At 62.5% G+C, this 21754-nt stretch carries 25 protein-coding genes and 1 other RNA gene; 11 read left to right on the plus strand and 15 right to left on the minus strand.

Features of this window, described 5'->3' with window-relative positions:
* The first annotated feature begins 107 nt into the window (after positions 1-107).
* Both mscL and Q1A71_RS07450 read left to right on the plus strand, forming a co-directional pair.
* Positions 108-536, plus strand: coding sequence for a large conductance mechanosensitive channel protein MscL (gene mscL, locus Q1A71_RS07445; protein ID WP_299673609.1), 429 nt, complete (start codon positions 108-110; stop codon positions 534-536).
* Positions 537-708: 172 nt separating this feature from the next.
* Positions 709-1764 carry a sodium-dependent bicarbonate transport family permease gene (locus tag Q1A71_RS07450; RefSeq protein ID WP_299673611.1) on the plus strand — a complete coding sequence of 352 codons (1056 nt, stop codon included), beginning with the start codon at positions 709-711 and terminating at the stop codon, positions 1762-1764.
* A 59-nt stretch (positions 1765-1823) separates the two neighbouring features.
* On the opposite strand, the gene Q1A71_RS07455 is transcribed toward Q1A71_RS07450, so the two are convergent.
* Positions 1824-2105 carry a DUF1330 domain-containing protein gene (locus tag Q1A71_RS07455; RefSeq protein WP_299673613.1) on the minus strand — a complete coding sequence of 94 codons (282 nt, stop codon included), beginning with the start codon at positions 2103-2105 and terminating at the stop codon, positions 1824-1826.
* A 97-nt stretch (positions 2106-2202) separates the two neighbouring features.
* On the opposite strand from Q1A71_RS07455, the gene Q1A71_RS07460 reads away from it, so the two are divergent.
* The gene (locus Q1A71_RS07460) at positions 2203-3102 is read left to right on the plus strand and encodes a LysR family transcriptional regulator (protein WP_299673615.1); all 900 of its coding nucleotides are present in this window, start codon (positions 2203-2205) and stop codon (positions 3100-3102) included.
* Here the strand turns inward: Q1A71_RS07460 and ald are convergent.
* Positions 3092-4210 carry an alanine dehydrogenase gene (gene ald / locus Q1A71_RS07465; RefSeq protein ID WP_299673617.1) on the minus strand — a complete coding sequence of 373 codons (1119 nt, stop codon included), beginning with the start codon at positions 4208-4210 and terminating at the stop codon, positions 3092-3094. The two genes, Q1A71_RS07460 and ald, sit on opposite strands and share 11 nt — an antisense overlap.
* Positions 4211-4350: 140 nt before the next feature.
* Here ald and Q1A71_RS07470 point away from each other — a divergent pair, with 140 nt between their 5' ends.
* Complete coding sequence (locus Q1A71_RS07470) at positions 4351-4812, plus strand: Lrp/AsnC family transcriptional regulator (RefSeq protein ID WP_299673619.1); 462 nt, start codon at positions 4351-4353, stop codon at positions 4810-4812.
* A 44-nt stretch (positions 4813-4856) separates the two neighbouring features.
* Here Q1A71_RS07470 and Q1A71_RS07475 read toward each other — a convergent pair whose 3' ends face one another.
* Both Q1A71_RS07475 and rpsU read right to left on the minus strand, forming a co-directional pair.
* Entirely contained in the window at positions 4857-5981 is a 1125-nt protein-coding gene (locus tag Q1A71_RS07475; RefSeq protein WP_299673621.1) for a CAP domain-containing protein, read from the minus strand.
* Between the two features lie 286 nt (positions 5982-6267).
* Positions 6268-6474 (minus strand): 30S ribosomal protein S21, encoded by a 207-nt coding sequence (rpsU, locus tag Q1A71_RS07480; protein WP_008207378.1) that lies wholly within the window; start codon positions 6472-6474, stop codon positions 6268-6270.
* Between the two features lie 114 nt (positions 6475-6588).
* Here rpsU and Q1A71_RS07485 point away from each other — a divergent pair, with 114 nt between their 5' ends.
* Positions 6589-7287, plus strand: a complete 699-nt coding sequence (locus Q1A71_RS07485; protein WP_299673623.1) for a COQ9 family protein — start codon at positions 6589-6591, stop codon at positions 7285-7287.
* A gap of 167 nt (positions 7288-7454) precedes the next feature.
* Here Q1A71_RS07485 and Q1A71_RS07490 read toward each other — a convergent pair whose 3' ends face one another.
* A complete protein-coding gene (locus Q1A71_RS07490; RefSeq protein ID WP_299673625.1) occupies positions 7455-7658 on the minus strand; it encodes a hypothetical protein in 204 nt (67 codons plus the stop codon).
* A 45-nt stretch (positions 7659-7703) separates the two neighbouring features.
* On the opposite strand from Q1A71_RS07490, the gene Q1A71_RS07495 reads away from it, so the two are divergent.
* Positions 7704-8693 (plus strand): NAD(P)H-quinone oxidoreductase, encoded by a 990-nt coding sequence (locus Q1A71_RS07495; protein WP_299673627.1) that lies wholly within the window; start codon positions 7704-7706, stop codon positions 8691-8693.
* A 24-nt stretch (positions 8694-8717) separates the two neighbouring features.
* Here Q1A71_RS07495 and Q1A71_RS07500 read toward each other — a convergent pair whose 3' ends face one another.
* Positions 8718-9347, minus strand: coding sequence for a ribonuclease T2 (locus Q1A71_RS07500; RefSeq protein ID WP_299673629.1), 630 nt, complete (start codon positions 9345-9347; stop codon positions 8718-8720).
* Positions 9348-9485: 138 nt separating this feature from the next.
* On the opposite strand from Q1A71_RS07500, the gene Q1A71_RS07505 reads away from it, so the two are divergent.
* A complete protein-coding gene (locus tag Q1A71_RS07505; protein ID WP_299673631.1) occupies positions 9486-10256 on the plus strand; it encodes a DUF1013 domain-containing protein in 771 nt (256 codons plus the stop codon).
* 159 nt (positions 10257-10415) lie between these two features.
* Positions 10416-11261 carry a hypothetical protein gene (locus tag Q1A71_RS07510; RefSeq protein WP_299673633.1) on the plus strand — a complete coding sequence of 282 codons (846 nt, stop codon included), beginning with the start codon at positions 10416-10418 and terminating at the stop codon, positions 11259-11261.
* A 100-nt stretch (positions 11262-11361) separates the two neighbouring features.
* Here Q1A71_RS07510 and recR read toward each other — a convergent pair whose 3' ends face one another.
* The 6 genes from recR to Q1A71_RS07540 form a co-directional block, all read right to left on the minus strand.
* A complete protein-coding gene (gene recR, locus Q1A71_RS07515) occupies positions 11362-11955 on the minus strand; it encodes a recombination mediator RecR (protein WP_299673635.1) in 594 nt (197 codons plus the stop codon).
* Positions 11956-11988: 33 nt separating this feature from the next.
* Positions 11989-12966 (minus strand): hypothetical protein, encoded by a 978-nt coding sequence (locus Q1A71_RS07520; RefSeq protein ID WP_299673637.1) that lies wholly within the window; start codon positions 12964-12966, stop codon positions 11989-11991.
* 6 nt (positions 12967-12972) lie between these two features.
* Positions 12973-13317 carry a YbaB/EbfC family nucleoid-associated protein gene (locus tag Q1A71_RS07525; RefSeq protein WP_299673639.1) on the minus strand — a complete coding sequence of 115 codons (345 nt, stop codon included), beginning with the start codon at positions 13315-13317 and terminating at the stop codon, positions 12973-12975.
* 47 nt (positions 13318-13364) lie between these two features.
* On the minus strand, positions 13365-13763 hold the full coding sequence (locus Q1A71_RS07530) for a Rid family hydrolase (RefSeq protein WP_299673640.1): 399 nt from the start codon (positions 13761-13763) through the stop codon (positions 13365-13367).
* Positions 13756-15516 (minus strand): DNA polymerase III subunit gamma/tau, encoded by a 1761-nt coding sequence (locus Q1A71_RS07535; protein ID WP_299673642.1) that lies wholly within the window; start codon positions 15514-15516, stop codon positions 13756-13758. Before Q1A71_RS07535 ends, Q1A71_RS07530 begins: the two co-directional genes overlap by 8 nt.
* Before the next feature lie 83 nt (positions 15517-15599).
* Positions 15600-16184: a TetR/AcrR family transcriptional regulator gene (locus Q1A71_RS07540; RefSeq protein WP_299673644.1), complete on the minus strand. Its 585-nt coding sequence runs from the start codon at positions 16182-16184 to the stop codon at positions 15600-15602.
* 78 nt (positions 16185-16262) lie between these two features.
* On the opposite strand from Q1A71_RS07540, the gene Q1A71_RS07545 reads away from it, so the two are divergent.
* On the plus strand, positions 16263-17174 hold the full coding sequence (locus Q1A71_RS07545; protein ID WP_299673646.1) for an alpha/beta fold hydrolase: 912 nt from the start codon (positions 16263-16265) through the stop codon (positions 17172-17174).
* A gap of 20 nt (positions 17175-17194) precedes the next feature.
* Here Q1A71_RS07545 and ffs read toward each other — a convergent pair.
* Positions 17195-17293: signal recognition particle sRNA small type (gene ffs / locus Q1A71_RS07550), an RNA gene on the minus strand.
* Between the two features lie 44 nt (positions 17294-17337).
* Positions 17338-19239 (minus strand): 5'-nucleotidase C-terminal domain-containing protein, encoded by a 1902-nt coding sequence (locus tag Q1A71_RS07555; protein WP_299673648.1) that lies wholly within the window; start codon positions 19237-19239, stop codon positions 17338-17340.
* 120 nt (positions 19240-19359) lie between these two features.
* Here Q1A71_RS07555 and nudC point away from each other — a divergent pair, with 120 nt between their 5' ends.
* Together nudC and Q1A71_RS07565 are read left to right on the plus strand one after the other, a co-directional pair.
* A complete protein-coding gene (gene nudC / locus Q1A71_RS07560) occupies positions 19360-20328 on the plus strand; it encodes an NAD(+) diphosphatase (protein WP_299673650.1) in 969 nt (322 codons plus the stop codon).
* Positions 20329-20364: 36 nt separating this feature from the next.
* Positions 20365-20847: an SRPBCC family protein gene (locus Q1A71_RS07565; protein ID WP_299673652.1), complete on the plus strand. Its 483-nt coding sequence runs from the start codon at positions 20365-20367 to the stop codon at positions 20845-20847.
* On the opposite strand, the gene Q1A71_RS07570 is transcribed toward Q1A71_RS07565, so the two are convergent.
* On the minus strand, positions 20844-21689 hold the full coding sequence (locus Q1A71_RS07570) for a prephenate dehydratase (protein WP_299673654.1): 846 nt from the start codon (positions 21687-21689) through the stop codon (positions 20844-20846). The two genes, Q1A71_RS07565 and Q1A71_RS07570, sit on opposite strands and share 4 nt — an antisense overlap.
* Positions 21690-21754 lie beyond the last annotated feature (65 nt).

Genomic DNA, 21754 nt, shown 5'->3' on the forward strand with positions numbered 1-21754 from the left:
TTTCCCCGTAAAAACAGTCTCGTTTGCGCGCAGCGATGTGTTAACAAATGCACAAGGCGGCCGGTTCCGTGAAACAGACCGCCGGAAAAACAGTGTGAGGGACATCAATGATCAACGAATTCAAGGATTTCATTGCCAAGGGCAATGTCATGGACATGGCTGTGGGCATCATCATAGGGGCCGCATTTACGGCGATTGTCACATCGCTGGTGGGGGATCTGATCAATCCGATCATCGCGCTCTTTACCGGCGGGATCGACTTCTCCGGCTGGTTCTACGTTCTGGGCGAAGAGACTTTTGCCTCCATTGAATCGGCGACCGAAGCGGGTGTTCCTGTCTTCGCCGTGGGCAAATTCGTGATGGCGGTGATCAATTTCCTGATCGTGGCCTTCGTGGTGTTTTTGCTGGTGAAGATGGTCAACCGCATCAAGGATGCGGCAACCGCGGAAGAAGAGGCCGCGCCTGAAGAGCCCTCCGGCCCGAGTGAGCTGGACGTGCTGCTGGAAATCCGGGATGCGTTGAAGACGTCAGACTGAACATAATGGAATAACCTGGAAGCCCGCGTGCGACGTCCCGCGGGCTTATTTTAGGCCTGGGAGACTGGCTTGGCCCTTAGTTCTATTTAGTAGAACATATATTACAAAAAGATATATTTTATTTCTTCATTGGGATGCGCCATATGATCAGACGTTGCACAACGGAGGTTTTATGGACATCATCGCTGACATCGCCACGACCATTCTGGCGCAAATGCAAAAACCGACATTGGCGTTCCTGCTGGGTGGGATGATGCTGGCTGCCCTCGGCAGCAAGCTCGAAGTGCCGGATCCGGTCTATAAGTTCATTGTCATGCTCTTGCTGCTCAAAGTCGGCTTGGGCGCGGGTATCTCGGTGCGCGAGGCCGATGTGATTGCGCTTGCCGTGCCGGCGCTCTGCGCGGCTGCGATAGGTGTGGCTATTGTCCTGCTCGGCGGCAGCACTTTGGCGCGGTGGCGCGGGGTTTCCCGCATGGACGGGATGGCGACGGCAGGTCTTTTCGGCGCTGTCTCTGCCTCGACGCTGGCGGCGGGTATGGCGATGCTTGACGCGGAGAATATCGCTTATGAAGGCTTCATCGGCGCGCTTTATCCCTTCATGGACATTGCAGCCTTGGTCACGGCCATCGTGCTGGCGCGGATGAGTGCGGAGCGGCGCGCGGCAAGTAACGTTCAGTCCGGCGGAACGGTGACCGTGGGCGGTGGCGGTTCCGGCAGTGGGTTTGACGGTGACGTGGTGCGCGGCATTCTGGTTGACACCTTCCGCAGCCCGGCGATCTCGGCGCTGGTGCTCGGCATTGCCATCGGCCTCTTCGCACGGCCCGAGTCGGTCTATGAAAGCTTCTACGAGCCGCTCTTCCGGGGGCTGTTGTCGATCCTGATGCTGGTGATGGGCATGGAGGCGTGGTCGCGGTTGTCGGAACTGCGCAAGGTGGCCCATGCCTATGTGATCTACGGTCTGACCGCACCGATCGTGCATGGGATGATGGGCTTTGGCCTCGGGCTGGTCGCGCATCACCTCACGGGCTTTTCCGGCGGTGGCGTGGTTCTGCTGGCAATCATGGCAGCCTCCAGCTCGGATATCTCCGGCCCGCCGACGATGCGCGGGGCGCTGCCCGAGGCGAACCCCTCGGCCTATATCGGCGCCTCTACGGGATTGGGCACACCGGTTGCGATCCTGAGCATCCCGCTCTTTATGGCGCTGGTCGAGGTGACCATCGGGCTTTGAAGCAACACGTGAAGCTTTGAAAACCCGGGCGAAAGCGGCCCGGGTTTTTTTGTGTGAGATCAGAGCAGGGTGATGGACGTCTGCCCGGAGCCGGTGCGCAGGGCATGGGTATCGGCCAGTTCCGGATCCGCGCGCCAGTGCTCGGCACCCTCGCGCGTCTCGAATTCCAGCACCACGGCCATTTGCGGCGTGGCGACGTCTCCTTCCAGCACGGTCGGATTGGCGGAGGCCTGCAACACCTTGCCGCCGTGTTTGGCCAGTGCGTCGCCGGCTCTTTCACGGTAGGCGGCGAGCTTGTCGGGGTCGGTCACATCGAGGGTGACAAAGGCGTATGCGGGCATGGGGGTCTCCTTTTCTGTTGAACAGTTTCGACCTAGGCAGCATGTTTGTCGCCTAAAACCGCTCAACATTGCGCCTGGCATGTGCAAAAATGATCGGATGAGTTTGAACTGGAACGATCTGCGCTTTGTGCTTGAAACCGTGCGGCATGGCGGGCTGAGCGGCGCGGCGCGGGCGCTGAAGGTCAACCATGCCACCGTCTCACGCCGGATTGCTGCGGCGGAGGCTGCGATGGGCACCCGGCTTTTCGACCGTGCCCCTGCAGGCTACCGTCCCACGGACGCAGGGCGGGAAGCGGCGCAGATCGCCGAGCAGATGGAGGCCAGGAGCTTTGATCTCAGCCGGCGGCTGACCGCGCGTGACCAGGTGCTGGGTGGCAGCTTGACCGTGACCGCGCCGCAACTGCTCGTTGACCGCCTGCTTGCGCCGATCCTTCGGGAGTTCAAGGAGAGCTATCCCGCGATTGACCTCTCGGTGATTGCCGACAACCGAACGCTGAACCTGGCCGCACATGAGGCCGATGTGGCGTTTCGGATTTCCGACACACCCGGAGAGACGCTCGTGGGCCGCCGCGTTACGGAACAGGCCGCGGCCGCCTATATCGCGACGGAGCTCGCAGACAGGATGCGCCTGGAGCCAGGCCGTCCGCTCGACTGGATCCGCTTTGCTCATTGGCCCGGCCCGCCGGAAGCGTTGAAGGAGGTCTGGCCCGACCGGCGCGTGACGCTGACCGTCGACGATATGTATGCCGCGCTTGCGGGTGTCCGCAGCGGCATGGGGGCGACGCGCATGCCGTGCTTCATCGGGGATGCCGAGCCCGGGCTGGAGCGACTGCCGGGCGTGCCGCTGATGCCCTATCGACCGTTGTGGGTGCTGACCCACGCTGATCTGCGCGATACGCGAAAGGTCACGACCTTCACGCAGTTCGCGGCAACGCGGATCCAGGCGCAGCGCCCGCTCTTTGAGGGGCGCACGCGCGAGACACCGCTCAGCTTTTGACGGCGATGCTGGGGGCAATCACGTCGATGCCGAGCGCTTTGCCGACCGCGTAGTAGGTGAGCTGTCCTGCATGTACGTTCAGCCCGTTCATCAGATGGGGATCATCCAAGCAGGCCCGCCGCCAGCCCTTGTCGGCGAGCGCCAGCATGAAAGGCATAGTGGCGTTGCCCAAGGCGATGGTCGAGGTCCGGGCCACGGCGCCGGGCATGTTGGCCACGCAGTAGTGCATGATTCCATCCACATCGTAGATCGGGTCCTGATGGGTCGTGGCCTTCGAGGTCTCAAAGCACCCGCCCTGGTCGATGGCCACATCGACGAGCGCGGCGCCGGGTTTCAGATCCGCCAGTTGCGCGCGGCTGATCAGCTTGGGGGCTGCGGCGCCGGGGATCAGCACGGCGCCGATGATCATGTCAGCGGCCTGGGCCAGATCGAGGGTGTTGCCCGCCGAGGCGTAGGAGGTCTTGAAGGTGCCGCCGAAGACATCGTCGAGATAGCGCAGGCGGGTGAGCGAACGGTCAAGCACGGTGACATCGGCGCCCATGCCGGCCGCGATCTTGGCAGCGTGGGTGCCGACGACACCACCACCGATGACCACCACGCGCGCGGGGCCCACGCCGGGCACGCCGCCCATCAACACACCGCGCCCACCGTTGGCCTTTTGCAGGGTCCAGGCGCCCACTTGCGGCGCGAGCCGCCCGGCAACCTCTGACATCGGCGCGAGCAAGGGCAAGCCGCCCCGGTCGTCTGTCACGGTTTCGTAGGCGATGCAGGTGGCGCCGGAGGCCAGCAGGTCGTGTGTCTGATCGGGGTCAGGCGCGAGATGAAGGTAGGTGAAGAGCAACTGGCCCTCGCGCAGCATCTTGCGCTCACCGGCCTGAGGCTCCTTCACCTTCACGATCATGTCGGCGGTTGCAAAGATGTCCTCCGCCGTGTCGATGATGGTGGCACCTGCAGCGATGTAGTCTGCATCCTCAAAGCCGGCCCCTGTGCCCGCGCCCGCCTGAATGCGAACGTTATGGCCGTGGGTCACAGCTTCGCGCGCGGCATTGGGTGTCATGCCAACGCGGAATTCCTGCGGTTTGATCTCTGTCGGGCATCCGATAATCATGGGGGCTCTCCTCCACCAAAGGTTTGTGTCGTAGATATCGTGCCGCGCACGCAATGTTGCACCAAAGATGCCTCGCCATTCGGCATATCTTCCGAATATATTGGCGTACAGATGTCGTACGGCGGGAGATTTTTGCGCATATGAGCCTGGATGCAACGGATCGGCGGATTCTCACGGCGCTGCAACGGAAAGGCCGCATGGCCAATGCCGAGTTGAGCGAGGCGGTCAACCTCTCGGCCTCCGCCTGTCACCGGCGGGTGCAGAGGTTGGAGAAGGAGGGCTATATCCGCGATTATGTGGCCCTGCTGGACGCGCGCAAGATGGGGGTGCCGACGACCGTGTTTGTCGAGATCACGCTGCAGGGGCAGGCGGATGAGGTGCTGGAGGCTTTCGAGAAGGCCGTACGGCGCATTCCGGATGTGCTGGAATGCCATCTGATGGCGGGCACGGCGGATTATCTGTTGAAGGTGGTGGCGGAGAACACCGAGGATTTTGCGCGTATCCATCGCCAGTATCTGGCGCGGCTGCCGGGGGTCGGGCAAATGCAGTCGAGCTTTGCGCTGCGGACGGTGTTCAAGACCACCGCGCTGCCCGTGACCTGAGAGATCGGGATGCGGCCCGCCCGCCAAGGCAGGCCGCGATAGGACTAGGCGAGGCAGTCCCAGTCTTGCATGAACTGGAAGCCGGAGCCGCCGTCACCGGCGGTATCGTCCTGCGCGAGCATCATGTCATCGTCGTCCATGTCGCTCCCATCGTCGGAGCCGTTGAACAGCTCGTCGAACAGCTCGTCGATATTGAAGGTCACTGTCTGCGGTTCGTCGCCGCCAGTCCAGGTGAAGGTGAAATCGTCGTCGAAGAGCGTGGCCAGGAACCCGGTGACGAAGAATTGCAGCTGCGCAAATGTGTCACTGTCGATTTTACCCACGGGGCTTTCATCGCCGTCATCGGGGGTGTCCGGGTCGGGCATGTCGGGTGTCTCCGGCTCAGGCTCCGGTGCTTCGGCGACCGGCTCTTCCGGCTCTGGGGCTTCGGGCTCCGGAGCTTCTGCAATCGGCTCTTCCGGCGCTTCGGGATCGGGCTCCGGAGCCTCGGCCACCGGCTCCTCGGGGGTCTCCGCGATGGGTTCCTCTGGTTCCTCAGGCTCTGGGCCTGGTGCTTCGGCGACGGGTTCTTCGGGCGTTTCCGGCGCGGGCTCGGGCGCTTCGGCCACAGGGTCTTCCGTCTCCGGTTCGGGCGCTTCGGCGACTGGGTCTTCGGGGTCCGGTTGCGGGTCGGACGTGTCGTCAACCTCCTCGGGCGATGTCGCGGTGCCCGCGTCAAGCTGCAGCTCCGCATCCGTCGCTGCGAAGTTCTGTGTGACCATCACCGCGTCAAAGCCGTTGAAGTCGCCCATTTCGATGCCAAGCCCGACGACCTCGAAATCCGGGTTCAGGATATTGGCGCGGTGGCCGGGGCTGTTCATCAGGCTGTCGTGCAGGTCCTCGACGTCATCGGCGAGGCCCGGCGCGCCGCGCTCGCTCTGATAGGCGATGTTCTCGCCCCAGGTCCAGTTGCCGTCGAAGTCGAAATTGGCGTCACGCATGCGCTCGCCCGCGCTGCTGCCGCCCTCGCCCGTATGTGAAAAGCGGTCCTCCTCGAGCATCCACTGGCTGTGGTCTTCGCTGCTGTCATTGAGCCGGAGCTCCAGCTCGACCGGGTCGAGGCCGCGGGATGTGCGCTCCTCGTTGATGAGGTCGAGCATCTGCCGTTCTAAGTCGCTTGCGCGTGACATGTCATTCTCCTTGATGCGGTGTGTCAGCCTGCAGATCGCTAGAAGCTGGAGATGGGTGCGGATAGGTCCGTCACCGTATGCCTGTTTTTTAAGCAATAACGAGCGCGAATGCCGGAGCCGCGACAGCAGAAAAACGCCGCGTTCGCTTGGAGCGCTGCGGGCCTGGTAAAATCGGCAAAAACCCGCGGCTTTTATGTGCAAGGGAGCCAAGGAGCAGACACAAAAACCCCCGCACGGCGCATGCCGGACGGGGGGTTGTGTTTAGATCAGCCTGTTGGCGAGGTGCTTAGAGCATGCCTTCGCGTTGGGCTTTCTTGCGTGCCAGCTTACGGGCACGGCGGATCGCTTCAGCTTTCTCGCGCGCTTTTTTCTCGGACGGCTTCTCGAAATGTTGCTTGAGCTTCATCTCGCGGAAGACACCCTCACGCTGCAGCTTTTTCTTCAGGGCACGAAGCGCCTGATCGACATTGTTGTCGCGAACACTAACCTGCATGTGGTTTTCACCACCTTTCTAAGTTGAGTTGCAAGGAATTGCAGGAAGTGGGCATATAGCAAGGACGCCCTAACTTGTCTAGTATGCCATCGTAAGTCCTCTCGGAGAGTTGTCATGACCACATCATACGAGACTGCCAAGACACAGCTTTTGGACGCCGCTTTGGCGCATGTGCCATTTGACGGCTGGTCGAACGCCACCTTTCAGGCAGCGATTCGCGACACCGATGTGAGCCCGACGGTGGCGCGGGCGATCTGCCCGCGGGGCGCTGTCGATCTGGCCGTGGCTTTCCACAAGCGCGGGGACGAGGCGATGGAGGCGCGCATCAAGTCCGAAGATATGAGCAGCATGAAGTTCCGCGAGAAGGTCGCTGCCGCCGTGCGGTGGCGGTTGGAAGCCGTGGAGGACAAGGAAGCCGTGCGCCGTGGCACCACTCTCTTTGCGCTGCCCATGCATGCCGTTGACGGCGCCAAGCTGATCTGGGGCACGTCGGATGCGATCTGGACGGCGCTGGGGGATACGTCAGACGACATCAACTGGTACACCAAGCGCGCGACGCTGAGCGGGGTCTATTCCTCGACCGTGCTCTATTGGCTCGGCGACGACAGTCCTGACGCAATGGCCACCTGGGCCTTTTTGGATCGCCGCATCGAGGACGTGATGCAGATCGAAAAGGCAAAGGCGCGCCTGCGCAACAGTCCCACGCTCAGCCGCCTGATGACGGGGCCCAATTGGGTGTTGAGCCGGATCAAGGCGCCGACACGCATGCCCAAGATGGACTTCCCCGGGAGTTGGACCGCACCGCGCGACTGATGACGAGAGCGGCAGACTGGCCAGTGTCAGGCTGTGCAGGACAACAACCCCGAAGTTGACGCAGACCAAGGGGCTGGCCGGGCCACCGTGACGACGGTGATCAGCTTGTAGGGGATCTAAATCGGCAGCAGGTCAAGCGCGAGACCGGTCAAAGCGTTTGACTGGCCCTAGGCCATAAGCCCGCGTGCGGCACGGCTGAGAGCGCCGATCCCAAGATAGACACTTGAAAGGATAGGCCGGGCCACCGTGTCGGGCCCAAGGGTCTCCGTCATTGTGGAGGAGCCGTGCAGCGGTGAGGCCGCGACGGGAAAGACGATCAAGCAGTTCGCAAGGAAGGACAGCGCGAGTATGCGAGGCCTTTGGTTTGCCATTCCGAGTTGTCCTGTTACGCATGGGGCAACAGAAAGGATCAGTTCATGACCGAGATGATGCGCGCCGTTGAAATCACCAAACCTGGTGGCCCGGAGGTCTTGCAGATCACCGACCGCCCGGTGCCGGTGCCCGGCCACGGGCAGGTGGTGATCAAGGTCGCCTGGGCCGGGGTGAACCGCCCCGACGCGCTGCAGCGGGCGGGTCTCTACGCCCCACCGCCGACGGCGAGCGATTTGCCCGGTCTGGAAGCGGCGGGCGAAATCGTGGCGCTCGGTGCGGGCGTCACCGGGCTCTCGGTCGGTGATCAGGTCTGCGCACTGTTGCCGGGCGGTGGCTATGCGGAGTATGTGGCCACGTCTGCGGCTCACTGCTTGCCGGTCCCGGAGGGCATGGCGGTGAAAGAAGCAGCCTGCTTGCCCGAGACTTTTTTTACGGTCTGGTCTAACGTTTTTACCCGGGGCGGGCTGAGAGGGGGCGAGCGGTTTCTGGTACACGGCGGCTCCTCGGGGATCGGCACCACCGCCATTCAGCTGGCGAGCGCCTTCGGGGCACGGGTCTTTGCCACGGCTGGGTCCGACGAGAAATGTGCGGCCTGTGTCGAGCTGGGTGCCGAGATCGCGATCAACTATCGCGAGCAGGACTTTGTGGAGGTGCTGCGCGGCGAGGGCGGCGCAGATCTGATCCTCGACATGGTGGGCGGCGACTATATCCCGCGCAACCTCAAGGCGCTGGCCGACGACGGACGTCTGGTCCAGATTGCGTTTTTGCAAGGCCCCAAGGTCGAGGTGAATTTCGCGCAGCTGATGATGCGGCGGCTGACGATGACAGGCAGCACGCTGCGCCCGCAGAGCGACCTGGCCAAGGCGCGCATTGCGCAGGACCTGCGGGAGGCGGTATGGCCGCTGCTGTCGTCGGGGCGCATCGCTCCGGTCATGGATCAGTCTTTCCCGTTGGAGGAGGCCGCGAAGGCACATGCCCGTATGGAAAGCTCCGATCATATCGGCAAGATCGTCCTGAACGTCTCAGACAGGTAGGGTGGGCTTTCAGGCCACCCTTCGCTAGCGGATCGGCGTGAAGAGCGCATTGGGCGCGCTGCAGTCGCGCAGGACGTCCGCACCGCAGGTGCGGAGCTCCAGATCGCGGGTCAGGCAAATCCGGGCCTCCTGGATATGCCCCTCTCGGCAGGTGATGGTGATCCCCTGGGCAGTCAGCTTCGGATTCGCCTCGAGAAACGCTTCTTCGACTACGGACGGCGGCAGTCGTACCGCCGTCTCCAAGCCGCGAAACACCGCCGGGCGGGTGATCCGACCATAAGCGTCACGGGAGCGCGCGTAGTAGCCGGCTGCGTCCAGCCCGCTGCAGGTGCCGTGCTTCTTCCACTGATGCCAGGCGAGGCCGGAGGTGCCCATGATGTCCGCCATTTCACCCGTCATGCGCCGCGAGGGCGCGCGTTCCGACGAGTGGCAATACTCGGGATAGCCGCGCTCATACTGCGGCCAGAGCCCGTGCAGGATCCAGCCGTGATCGTGGTGGGCCTCGCATTGCTCGGACCCGCGCGCGTCGCCCTCGAGCGCGCACCAGTTCGGCGACCAACTCAGACTGAGGACGTAGTAGTCGAATTCGCCCGCGCGATGATCCTGTGCCGCAAGGGGCAGGGCGGTTAAAAGCCAGAAAAGCAGGCTGCGCATTGGGTCTTTCCTTATCCGGTCGATCCGCCTATATAAGCCACAAGTTCCCCCACAATGGAAACCGTTCCGGCCCCAGGGACAGCCCTTTCAGGCGACAGGAGAGATGTGGGCAAAGACCGGTAGACAGGAGTTAAGACAATGGCAAAACCGATCATGGCCAAAGCCACCGCCGTCTGGTTGGTGGACAATACCACCATCAGCTTCAAACAGATCGCCGATTTCGTCGGTATGCACGAGCTGGAAGTGCAGGGCATCGCCGATGGCGATGTGGCGCAGGGTGTGAAAGGGTTTGACCCGATCTCCAACAACCAGCTGACGCAGGAGGAGATCGACGCTGCACAGTCCAACCCGCTGCACAAGCTCAAGCTGAAATTCAACGCTGCTGCCCAAGGCGAAGAGAAACGCCGTGGCCCCCGTTACACGCCGCTGTCGAAACGGCAGGACCGCCCGGCCTCGATCCTGTGGCTCGTGAAATTCCATCCTGAGCTGAGCGATGGTCAGATCAGCAAGCTGGTGGGCACCACTAAGCCGACGATCCAGGCGATCCGCGAGCGGACGCACTGGAACATCGCCAACATCCAACCGATTGACCCGGTGGCCCTGGGGCTCTGCAAGCAGTCCGAGCTGGATGCCGCCGTGCAGAAAGCCGCCGCGAAGAAGGCCGCCGATGCGCCTGTGATGAGCGATGACGAGCGCCGCAAGCTGGTGAGCACCGAGCAGAGCCTCGGTCTGGACGCGGAACCGAAGATCCCGACAGCCATCGAGGGCCTGGAAACCTTCACGCTGGCGGGTGATCCGGTCGACGAAACCGCCGAGGAAGAAAAAGAAACCTTTGCGGATGCGGACAGCTTCTTCAACCTGCCCGATGGTCCGGTGGAAGAGGACGAAGACAGCGACCCGCAGCGCTGATTCTCTCTCCATTGACACGCTTGACATCCCCGGTGCCGATGGCGCCGGGGGTTTTCTTTTGGTTGCAGAGGTTTGCGGCACTGAAACGGTGCAAATGGGAATTTCCCTCAAAACGTGTATAATATGGCTCTTTGATAAATTCTTTTTTAGGAGCCAGTAATGAATGTTTCTCAATTCGAACTCGTATTCAAACCGCAATCTCCCGAAGGCCCAGCCGATACGGTGCTCCAAGGGTATTTTCTGAAGATCAGCAATGTCGAAGATCAGGAGCTGTCCTACCGGCTGGACTTCACGACGTCCTCGATTTCAGATCCGGACAGGAGCCTGTTCGAAAACACGATCGTTTTCGTAGACACACCGGGCCAGAACAACGCGGCCGGAACCTTCAGCCTTGTGGGCGGGCTCGATGCCAAATCCTTCCGGCTGAACCCCCTTGTGACAGTTCCGGCGCATGGCACCGCTTTGGTCGCGGTGCTTCCGGGCGATCCATTTGCCCTGCCAGGGTGCACGCCGCCGACGCCTGATTTCGAATGCCGCGGCTATGTCGACATCAGCCTGCCTGCGCTCTTCCAGTTCGTGGAGGGACCCGGCGGGTTCGGCTTCTTCCAGCAGGTGCCGCAAAGCGATGCGCCGGTTGACGTCTTGCTGACACCACAGAACCGCGCCACCTATCTGAAGCCTGACGGTGCCATCGGCGCGCAGACACAATCGTCGCTGCCACTTGCGAACGGTGAAGGCAAGATGGCGATAGAGCCCGGGCAGCCGTTTGGCCTTGGCGGCGCAGCCCTCGAAGCCTCCGAGCTTGACGATCTTGTAGCGGAGTTGCCGGACGGCGCCATACGACCTGCTCTATTGGCGACCTTGATGGGGCAGATCGACCCCAAGGCGATTGATCTCGAAGCGTTCAATGCGACGCTGGAACGCGCGGGCGTCGATCTGGCGCTCCAGGCTCGAAAAACGTCCACACGCACCGCCGGAAAAGCGCGGCGTACCGAAGACGCCTAGGCCCGCGACCGGGGCAGTTCTGGTCGCTTGATCGGGGTTGCTTCTAAGCACTTAAGTGTCTCGGTGCGCAATCAATGAAACAAGAGCGCCGTCGCGCCCGCTACAACGCCTTGCGGGCGCGCAATGCCGCGGAGATCGTGCCATCGTCGAGATAGTCCAGCTCGCCGCCGATTGGGACGCCTTGCGCAAGCGACGTCAAGGTGACCTGGCCGTCGAGCCGGTCGGCGATGTAATGGGCCGTCGTCTGCCCGTCGATGGTGGCGTTCAGCGCGAGGATCACCTCGGTGATGTTTTCGCTCGGGACCCGGTCGATCAGGCGGGGGATGCGCAGGTCGTCTGGCCCGATGGCATCGAGCGCGGACAGCGTGCCGCCCAGCACGTGATAGCGCCCCTTGAAGACGCCCGCGCGTTCCATCGCCCAGAGGTCGGCCACATCCTCGACCACGCAAAGCTCGCCATTCGCGCGCTTCTCGGAAGTGCAGATATCGCAGACGTCCAAGGTGCCGACATTGCCACAGTTCAGGCACTCCCGCGCGGTCGCGGCCACCGTTTGCATGACATCGGCAAGGGGGGTGAGCAACAGGCTGCGCTTGCGGATCAGATGCAGCACGGCCCGCCGGGCTGACCGCGGGCCCAGCCCCGGCAGTTTCGCCATCAACTCGATCAGAGCGTCGATATCCTTGGTGCTGCTCACTGCGGTGCCTCTTTGTGCCTCTGGTCGCTGCGATCAGAAGAATTTGCGCATCGTGTAGTCTATGAGGCTGGGCATGAAAGACAAGAAGGTCACGATGGCCGCGGCAGAGACCGAGATTTGCCCGCCCGGCGGTAGCGTGCGCACTTTGAGCAGCAGGTCGCGCGCGTTCACCAGATCCCCGAGGCTGGGCAGTTTGTCGATGTCGACCTCGAGATCCTCGCGCGGGGTCTGATTGCCAAGGTGCCGGATATGCGCGTCGATCATGCGCTCGATCCGGTCGAGTTCCTGGGCCTTCTTGACGGCGAGCAGGTTCGAAAGGGGCAGGACCGGGACGGCGTAGGTGGCCACGACCATGGCCAGTGCGGACACGGAGAAGACCAATATGATCGGGTCGACGGCGTAATCCGACAAAACCACCGCGAGGATGGACAGGCAGGCCACGAGGGCGGTGGCCATCACGATCTGACTGTTTATGCGAAGCAGGGTGATCATGGGCGCGCGATTGAGATTGAGAATGCGCAGGTCGAGTGTCGACATCTCGCGCAGCACTGACTGCCAGAAGCGACCGATGCCCACGATCACCGTGCCCACGATCAGGTTGTTGACGAAGACAAAGACGCAAAGCCAGATGGTGAGGTCGGGCGTCTCGCGCCAGGGGTCGATCTGCCAGACCGCGAAGGCGATGAACGCTGCATAGACCACCGCGGGCAGGGCCGTTGTTCGGTCTCCCAGCAGGTGATCGACGGCGGCTTGCGGATCACGGCCCGCAACCGGAAAGTCACGGAACATGTCGGCGATGCGCGGCGCGATATGGATGCCGAAGCGGTAGATGAAGAGCGTGTTCGCCGTCACCAGAACGATGAGGGCGGCATCCTTCAAGGCGCCAATGTGCGCCACCTGGATCCCGGCGTAGAGCCCCGCCACAACAGCGGAGGCAAAGACGACCCATCCCCCGACACGCACCAGATAGGGGGGCGCGTGAAAGTCCAGAGTGGAAGGGCCGTCCGACATCTTCGGTCAGAAGGGCAGTTTCATGTCCGCGGGCAGCCCGAGCCCTTCGGTCAGCTTCGACATTTCCTCCTGCGCGCGTTCGCTGGCTTTGGTCTGCGCGTCCTTGATGGCGGCGAGGATCAGGTCCTCCACCACTTCCTTGTCATCGCCATTGAAGATCGAGGGGTCGATATCGAGCGTCTTGAGTTCGCCCTTCGCCGTACAGGTGGCCTTGACCAACCCGGCACCGGAGGCCCCTTCCACAATGATGCTGTGCATGTCTTCCTGCAGCTGGGCCATCTTGCCCTGCATTTCCTGCGCCTTCTTCATCATGCCGGCCATATCGCCGAGCCCGCCTAGTCCTTTGAACATGTCCTGTTTTCCTTGTTGCCTCTGGATGAACCGTGATTGATCTGAAATTAGCCTGTCCGAAGCCGCGCGACCACCTTCAGCTCAACAATGACGCCCGGGGTGGCAAAGCCCGCGACCTCAATTGCGGTCCATGCGGGGTAAGGCGGACGCACGCGAGCGGCGCGGATCTGTCGGAACAGTGTGAGGTGGTCGGCAAGCCCCAGGTGGTAGCTGGTCATATCTACGACGTCGGTGAAGTCGAGCCCGGCCTCGGCAAGGACCGTCTTCACGGCTTCGAAGGCGGTCTCTATCTGGATCTCCGGCTCGGGTGGCGGAGGGCCCTCTAGTGGACAGCCGTTGAACCCCGTGAGAAAGACGTGGTCGCCGGAGATAAGGCCGGGCGACATGCGCCAGTCCTGCTCCAGCGCGGCCATCTCGTCCGGGATGAGGGCGCGCAGCTCAGTCATCCTCGAAGGGGTCCCATTCGTCCTCGACCTCGGGCAGGGCCTCCTGTTCCGCTTCGGCGGCGATTTTCGCAGGCGTGCGGATGTTCTTGATCTTCGCCTTGGGAAACGCGGCGATCACGGCTTGCATAAGGGGGTGTTCCTTGGCGGCCTCGTGCAGCGCGTAGAGCTCTGCGTTGCGCACCTCGTCGATGGTCTTGCCGCCGCCGTCATTGACGATAGTGACTGCCCAGCGATTTCCTGTCCACGTTTGCAGGCGATGGCCAAGACGCTGGGCCAGATCGCGGGGCGCGCGGTCGGTCGGTTGGAATTCGATCCGCCCGGGTTGATATGAAACCAGCCTCAGGTCCGTCTCCACATCGGCAAGCAGCTTGCCGTCGCGGTTTGCCCGGATCAGCTCCACCACGTGCTCGAAGGTCGGGAACCGCGCCAGCGCCGCATCCAGATCAACGGCTTGCGCGGTTACAGGCACCGCGCCGCGGCTTGCGGATGTCGGGGCCGAGGCGGCAGCCGAGGCCCCCCCGGTCGCGGCACGCGCGCCTGTGCTTTGCACAGGCTGTCCGCCGCCATTCGGTCCAGAGGCGGGCGGAGGTGTGGCGCCGTGCAGCTTGCGCACGAGGTCTTCCGGGCTGGGCAGGTCCGCCACATGTGTGAGGCGAATGATGGCCATTTCTGCGGCCATCATAGCATTCGGGGCGCTCGCCACTTCGTCCAATGCCTTCAGGAGCATCTGCCAGAGACGCGTGAGCACCCGCATCGGCAGCGCATCGGCCATGGCGACACCCCGTGTGCGTTCGTCCGGGGAGACCGTCGGGTCGGCGGCGGCCTCGGGCGTGATCTTCACGACCGACACCCAATGGGTGATCTCCGCCAGATCCCGCAGGACGGCCATCGGATCGGCCCCTTCCGCATATTGCGCGGAGAGTTCGGTCAGTGCGCCGGCGGCATCTCCCTTCAGGATCATGTCGAAAAGATCGAGAACGCGCCCGCGGTCCGCCAGACCCAGCATCGCGCGGACCTGTGCCGCGGTGGTCTCGCCTGCGCCGTGGCTGATCGCCTGATCCAGCAGCGAGGTCGCATCCCGAGCCGACCCTTCTGCCGCCCGCGCGATCAGCGCAAGGGCGTCCCCGGCGATCTTTGCGCGCTCGGCCTCCGCGATCCGGCGCATCAGGGCGATCATCACTTCCGGTTCGATCCGCCGCAAATCGAACCGTTGACAGCGCGACAGGACCGTCACTGGCACCTTTCGGATTTCGGTGGTCGCGAAGATGAACTTCACGTGAGAGGGCGGTTCCTCCAGGGTCTTGAGCAGCGCGCTGAACGCGCCGGTCGAAAGCATGTGTACTTCGTCGATGATGTAGACCTTGTAGCGGGCGGCGGCTGCGCGGTAGTGCACCGAATCGATGATTTCACGGATGTTCGCCACGCCCGTGTTCGATGCCGCGTCCATCTCCATCACATCGACATGGCGGCCCTCCATAATCGCGGAACAATGCTCACAAGTGCCGCAGGGATCGGTCGTCGGGCCACCCTGACCGTCGGGACCGATGCAGTTCATGCCTTTGGCGATGATCCGTGCCGTGGTGGTTTTGCCGGTGCCCCGGATGCCGGTCATGATGAAGGCCTGCGCGATCCGGTCGGCCTCGAACGCATTCTTCAGGGTGCGCACCATCGCATCCTGTCCGACCAGATCGGCGAAGGTTTCCGGACGGTACTTTCTTGCGAGGACCTGATAGTCCGATGTGGTGTCTTGCATGATGCGCTTTCGAGGCTGGCTGCTGGTAAGGTAGAGGCTTCGCAGGTCGCCGTCCAGCGGCGGCACCGCGTCGTGTCCTGAAATCAGCTGGCTTTTTTGGGTGCGGCTGGCGGCGTCTTGAAAAGATCGGGCAGAGACCTCAGTATGTCCGAGTTGCGCCGCACCCTGGCCAGTTGCCAGCCGCCTTCGATCAGCAGGAAGACATGTTCCGCGCACCTCTTCGCGTCAGTCTCGCTCAGGCCGAAGCGTCTCGCATTGTCCTGAACTTCATCGATCCAGCCGGAGTAGCAGCGCTCTGCATGTTCCAGAAACTCGGCATTCCCCGGATCTTCGAACAGTGTAGATCCGATCGGGCAGCCGTCCTGTTGCCCCGTCAGATCGAAGAGCTTGGCCAGCTTGAAACACAGCGTTGTTGCACCGTCCTCAAAGGTTTTGGCCTCGGCGAAGCTTGCTGCAATCAGGCGCAGCATCTGGTCTGAGGCCCATGTGGCGGCAGCGATGGCCAGATCGGATTTTCCATTCGGAAAATGGTGATAGAGCGACCCTTTGGGCGCGGCCGCCTCGGTCAGCAGATCATTGAGCCCGACCCCGTGATATCCGTGGGTGCGGAACAGCTTGGCAGCGGCCTGGATCAGCCTGTCCTTGGTAGGAAGCGCAGCGGTGGTCATCCAAAAAGCTTGACACAACTAGACCAAATGGTCCAGTGATAGAGCTAGACCAATTGGTCTAGCGCTGAGGAGTTGGATATGTTGAAAGTCGTGGAAGCACCCGTCGTCCGGCGGCGCCTGATCAAGACATCCGATGGGGCCGAGTTGGGGGGCACGCTTATTCTGCCTCCCTTTCAGCCGCGCGCTGCGCTGGTGCTGAACGGTGCCACGGGTGTTCCGCAGAGCTACTATCAGCGTTTTGCCCGCTGGGCCGCGACCGAACAGGGGGTTGCTGTTTTGACCTACGACTACCGTGGAACGGGTCGTTCGCTGAACGGGTCGATGCGGGACAGCCGTGCCACCATGTCCGACTGGGGCTTGCGCGACAATGTGGCCGCCCGCGCATATTTGCGCAGGGCGGTTCCGGATGTGCCGCTTTGGGTGATGGGCCATTCTCTCGGAGCGATGATGTTGCCGATGCAAGAGGACCTCTCGGGGATCGACAAGGTCATCGGCGTGGCCAGCGGTCTCGTGCATCACGCGGATCATCCGTGGCCCTACCGCGCCTTGGCGCTCTTCTTCTGGTTCGGAATCCCGCCTGTGGCGGCGCGTCTGTTCGGGTACTTGCCGGGAAGACGGCTGGGGCTGGGAGCTGACATGCCGGCCCCTGCTTATACGGAATGGCGCAGATGGTGCACAACGCCCAGCGTCTTCGCCGGCGCGGTGCAGGACAGCCTGCCGACGCCGGACTGGTCCAGATCTGGCGCTCCGGTGCGGCTGATCTCCTTCACGGACGACGATGTCTGCCCCGAGGTGTGCACGCGCAGACTGGCGGCAAAATATGGTGGTTTTGCCGACATAGATTTCGTCCGACCCTCAGATGTGGGGCTGCGCACCCTGGGCCATATCGGCGCCTTTGCGCGCCAGAACGATGCGGTGTGGACACGGCTCCTCTTTGGTCCGGACGAGGCCGTGCCGAACTCCACGCCGAAACATGCGGCTACAGTCTGAAAAGGCGCTGACGAGAGGTGGAGTGAGAGGCTGGACAACGACCCAAGCGGGGCTCGTTACGGCTGCTTCCTTCCGGACCTGACCGGGTTGGCGAGGCGCTCGCCCGCGCCAACCTCTCATCTGGTGATATAGGCAAACCCAATGCGCGAGGCAAGGCCGCAGACTAAAGATGCAGCCGCAATCGCGCGAACCCGTCTTGCGTGAATCCGCAGGGTTCCGGTGCCATGTGGGCGATGTCGTCAAGATGGTTGAGTGCATTCGGTGCGGTGTGAAGGATCGCCGTGACGCCGGGTGCGGGTCTGAATTGCCAAGGCGCAGCCGGGACTGTGCGTTCGAGCGATGGGAGCGACAGATAGTCGATCAAGGCTCGGTCCAGCGGGGCGTTGTCTCGGACGACGATGTCGTCCTCCTCGAACGGTCTGAACATGCCGCCGCCTCCGGCCCGGTGGTCGGTGACGGCGACCAGAAACTCCTGATCAGGATCGACTGGCGCGCCCTGCCAGGTGATGTCCGACACCCGACCGCGTTCGCCGGGCAAGGGGCGACCGGCTGCGTCGAAGCGCGAGGGCGCGGTGAGGTCGATCTTGTAGTGTAATCCGTAAAGCGCGTCGTAGCGAAAGCCCGGCACCTTGGGGTCGATCAGCATCTGGTCGGACCTGTCCTTCCGCAGGACATTGAAAATGAGGGCCGAGCGCTCCAGCCAGCCCGCAATCCGCGCGCCTGTCGCCTTCACGGCCCAGACTTGGTTGGCATAGGGCACAAGACCAGCCACGTGGCGTTGCTCCAACTGGCCTGAGGGAAGCGTGATGAAGTTCCCGGGCCCGTCAAACCCTCCTGTTGCGGGCGTGGCGGCTGCGGCGATCAGAGGCAGTTGCGCAAGGTCGGACGCTTCGACCGCCTTCGCGATCGCATATCGTTTGGCTGCGGCCATTAACGCGGTGACGGGGCTGGGACTGGCAAGCGCAAAGTAGCTGTGCATCGGCTCGGTGATCCGGGCAACCGGCTGTGCCAGATGCTTGCGGGTTGCGAGATGCGCGTCGTCCGCCAGGGTCGCGACTGTTGGATCTTCGCGAATGTCCTCCGTCAGCGGCCGCAGGGTGACAACCCGGTCGGAGACGGTCCAGAAGGTTTCCGGCGTGTCTCGTTGCAGACACACGTCGATCACGCCAAGATCCGAGCCGCCGCTGCCGGGCATGACGACGGGCGTGCCAGAGATAAGGCCTGTGTCGCTGTTGGCGCCCGCGGCCGACTGATGATCGGGCCCGGGGAAACGGAGATGTGTGTGCCCCGCGATCACAACATCCACATGCGGGAGCGCGGCCACCTCGGCCACGCGGTTTTGGGCCTCCTCGCCCTCGTCAAAAAGGGCGATGCCCATGTGTGCCAGCGCAATCACGATATCGGCGCCATCGGACTTCAGTTGATCGGCGGCCTGCTGCAGCGCGCTCACCGGCGGATCGATCTGCACCAGGCCGTCCAACTGCTGACGGTTCCACGTCGCCGTTTCTTTCGGGAGCGCAGAGATGATGCCGATGCGCAAAGATGCGCTGGCTCCGGCCGTGGTCTGCACGTCCCTTTCAAGCAGCGCGGAGGCCGTCAGACCGGGCAACTCTTTGGACGTCACATTTGAGCCTACGACAGGCGCATCGAAGGCCTGGATACAGCGCGCCAGATGGGCAATACCATGGTCGAAATCATGGTTGCCCAGACCCACGGCGTCATAACCGAGCGTGTTCATTGCGGTGACCATCGGGTTGGGCTGGAATTCCGTCTTGGCGAGAAAGGCGCCCAGTGGGTTGCCCTGAAGCGTATCGCCATTGTCAAGAAGCAGGCACAGCGCGCCTATGCTCTCGGCCTCGGATCGTGCGGACCGGATCAGCGTGGCAAGACGCGCCAGGCTCTCCCCATCGGTCTGCCTGTCCTTAACGTAGTCGTAAGCGATGAGCTGCATGTGCAGATCGCTCGTCGCCAGGACTCGCAGATACAGACGCTCGACGTTGGCGCGCGGGGCCGCAGCTGACGAGGTCTTGGAGGAATCCATGATCGAAGCATTCAACTTTCGCACGAAATCATATCCATCAGATCGCGCAGGAGTTGGCAAGCCTTCGCCGACGCGGAAAAGCGTCATGGCCCTTGAAAGAATGCAGGCTGCATGCCAGTCGTTCCAAAACGGCAGGGACAGAATATGAGACATGCGGAAACGGTGACCTTTGGCGGGTCCGGGCTGGATCGGGCAGGTGAGATACGCCTCGACTGCGCTGCAGTCGGGGCAGCCGCTGGAGCCGCCGAGACCCGGGCGATCCTGTTCTGGCGCGGCAAGCCGTTGATCCAAATGACCGATCCTGCAGAGCTCGTGCGTTTGCCAATGGATCACCCCGTTCTTGCCGAGGCGTCAGAGGAGCGCATTCTGCTGGGTCGGGAGGAGGGCGCCTATCGGTTCGCCTGCGACCTGTCAGGCTGGACCCCCGATGATTTGGATGAGGCGGCTCTGGGCGGGTTTCTGGACCCTAGCGAACAACGACATCCTCAGCTGGCCGATACAATGGCTTTTTTGGAATTACGGCGTGTGATGACCTGGCTCACTCCGCGGGATGCGGAACTGGCTGCGACCGGAAAGGCGGTTTTCGGATGGCATGAGACCCATCGGTTCTGTTCGCGATGCGGTGCTCAGTCAGACATGAGTCAGGCCGGCTGGCAGCGCCGGTGCCCGGTCTGCGCCGGCACCCATTTCCCACGCACCGATCCGGTGGTGATCATGCTGATCACGCGCGGCAATTCCGTGCTGATGGGGCGCTCGCCGGGATGGCCCGACGGCATGTATTCGTTGCTCGCCGGTTTCGTGGAGCCGGGAGAGACGCTGGAGGCCGCCGTGCGGCGCGAGGTCTTCGAAGAAACCGGGGTCAAGGTGGGTCCGGTCACCTATCTGTCCAGCCAGCCCTGGCCGTTCCCGGCCTCCCTGATGTTTGGGTGTGCTGGCGAAGCGATCAGCGACAGCATTACGATCGACCCCGTTGAAATCGAAGACGCCCTCTGGGTTGGCCGCGAAGAGATGATGACGGTTTTTTCCGGCAAACACCCGAAGATCAAGCCGGCGCGCAGGGGTGCGATTGCGCATTTCTTGCTGGAAAACTGGTTGTCGGACAGGTTGGACTAGGGTCGGCCCAGAGCCAGAAGAGAAGATATCCGCTGCATGAAGTTTTCTACACAAGAGGTGATGGAGGTTCCGGTCCAAACCGGGTTCGACATGCTCACGGATTTCGAACGACTGGAGCAGGCCGCTATCCACCGTGGTGTGGACCTGCGGCGGGTGAGCGAACCCGGTCAAGTTGGTGTCGGGCTGGCCTGGGAGGCGTCGTTTGCTTTGAACAACCGCAGGCGGAACATCAGCCTGCAGGTGACCCGGTTCGAGCCGCCTGGGCTGCTGACGCTGGATTTCCTGTCGCAGGGCCTATCCGGCGAGACCTGTTTGGAACTGGTGATGCTTTCTGCCAGCCGGACGCGGGTCATGGTCAGCCTGGAGATGCGGCCTGTCACATTGGCGGCGCGTCTCCTGCTTCAGTCGCTCAAGCTTGCCAAGCCGCGACTGAGCCAACGGTACAAGGCCCGCATCGCCCGTCATATCGGAGATCTGGAGAGCCGGTATGAGGGAGCAGGCTCGGCGGAAATGACCTAGTGTCGACCGAGGTCCGCGGGATAGACACCGAGGATTTCGACCATATTCGTGAAGTATTCCAGCTCTTCCAAGGCCCGCTGCACGCCCGGATCGTCTGGATGACCTTCGATATCGGCATAGAACTGGGTTGCCGTGAATGAGCCGCCGACCATGTAGCTTTCAAGCTTGGTCATGTTGATCCCATTGGTCGCGAAGCCCCCCATCGCCTTGTAGAGCGCGGCGGGAATGTTCCGGACCTCGAAGACGAAACTTGTGATCATCCCGTGATCGCCCCGCCGCCTGTGATCCGCTTCGGGCGACATCAGCAGAAATCGGGTGGTGTTGTTGCCTTCATCCTCGATGTGTCTCGCAAGCACGTCCAACCCGTAGATGTCCCCTGCCAGCTCACTCGCCAGCGCCGCCATGGATGGGTCTCCGGTCGCGGCCACGTCCTTGGCCGATCCCGCGGTGTCAGCGCCGGTCACGCGAGAAATGCCATGGCGGGCGAGAAATGCCTTGCACTGCCCCAGCAGCACGGTGTGGCTCATTGCCGATTTTACGTCTTCGATGGCCGTGCCCGGCACGGCCAGCAAGTTGATATGGACCCGCACGAACGCTTCTTCGATGATATGAAGGCCGGATTTCGGCAGCAGCGAGTGAATGTCGGCAACACGGCCATATGTCGTATTCTCGACCGGCAGCATCGCCAATTCGGCCTTGCCGCTGCGCACCGCATCGATTGCATCTTCGAAGGTTGCGCAGGGGACGGGGGTCATATTCGGGCGTGCCACCCTGCAGGCCTCATGGCTATAGGCGCCCAATTCACCCTGGAAGGCGATGCGGGCGGAGGATGCGGTACTCATTAAGCGTTCCTTGGCTCTTTTCTTCTATGCGGGGTCGATTGGTCGCGGTAACTACACCTTGCCAC

Origin of the sequence: uncultured Roseobacter sp. (assembly GCF_947493125.1) — a bacterium.
In the GTDB taxonomy this organism is placed as follows: Bacteria; Pseudomonadota; Alphaproteobacteria; order Rhodobacterales; family Rhodobacteraceae; genus Roseobacter.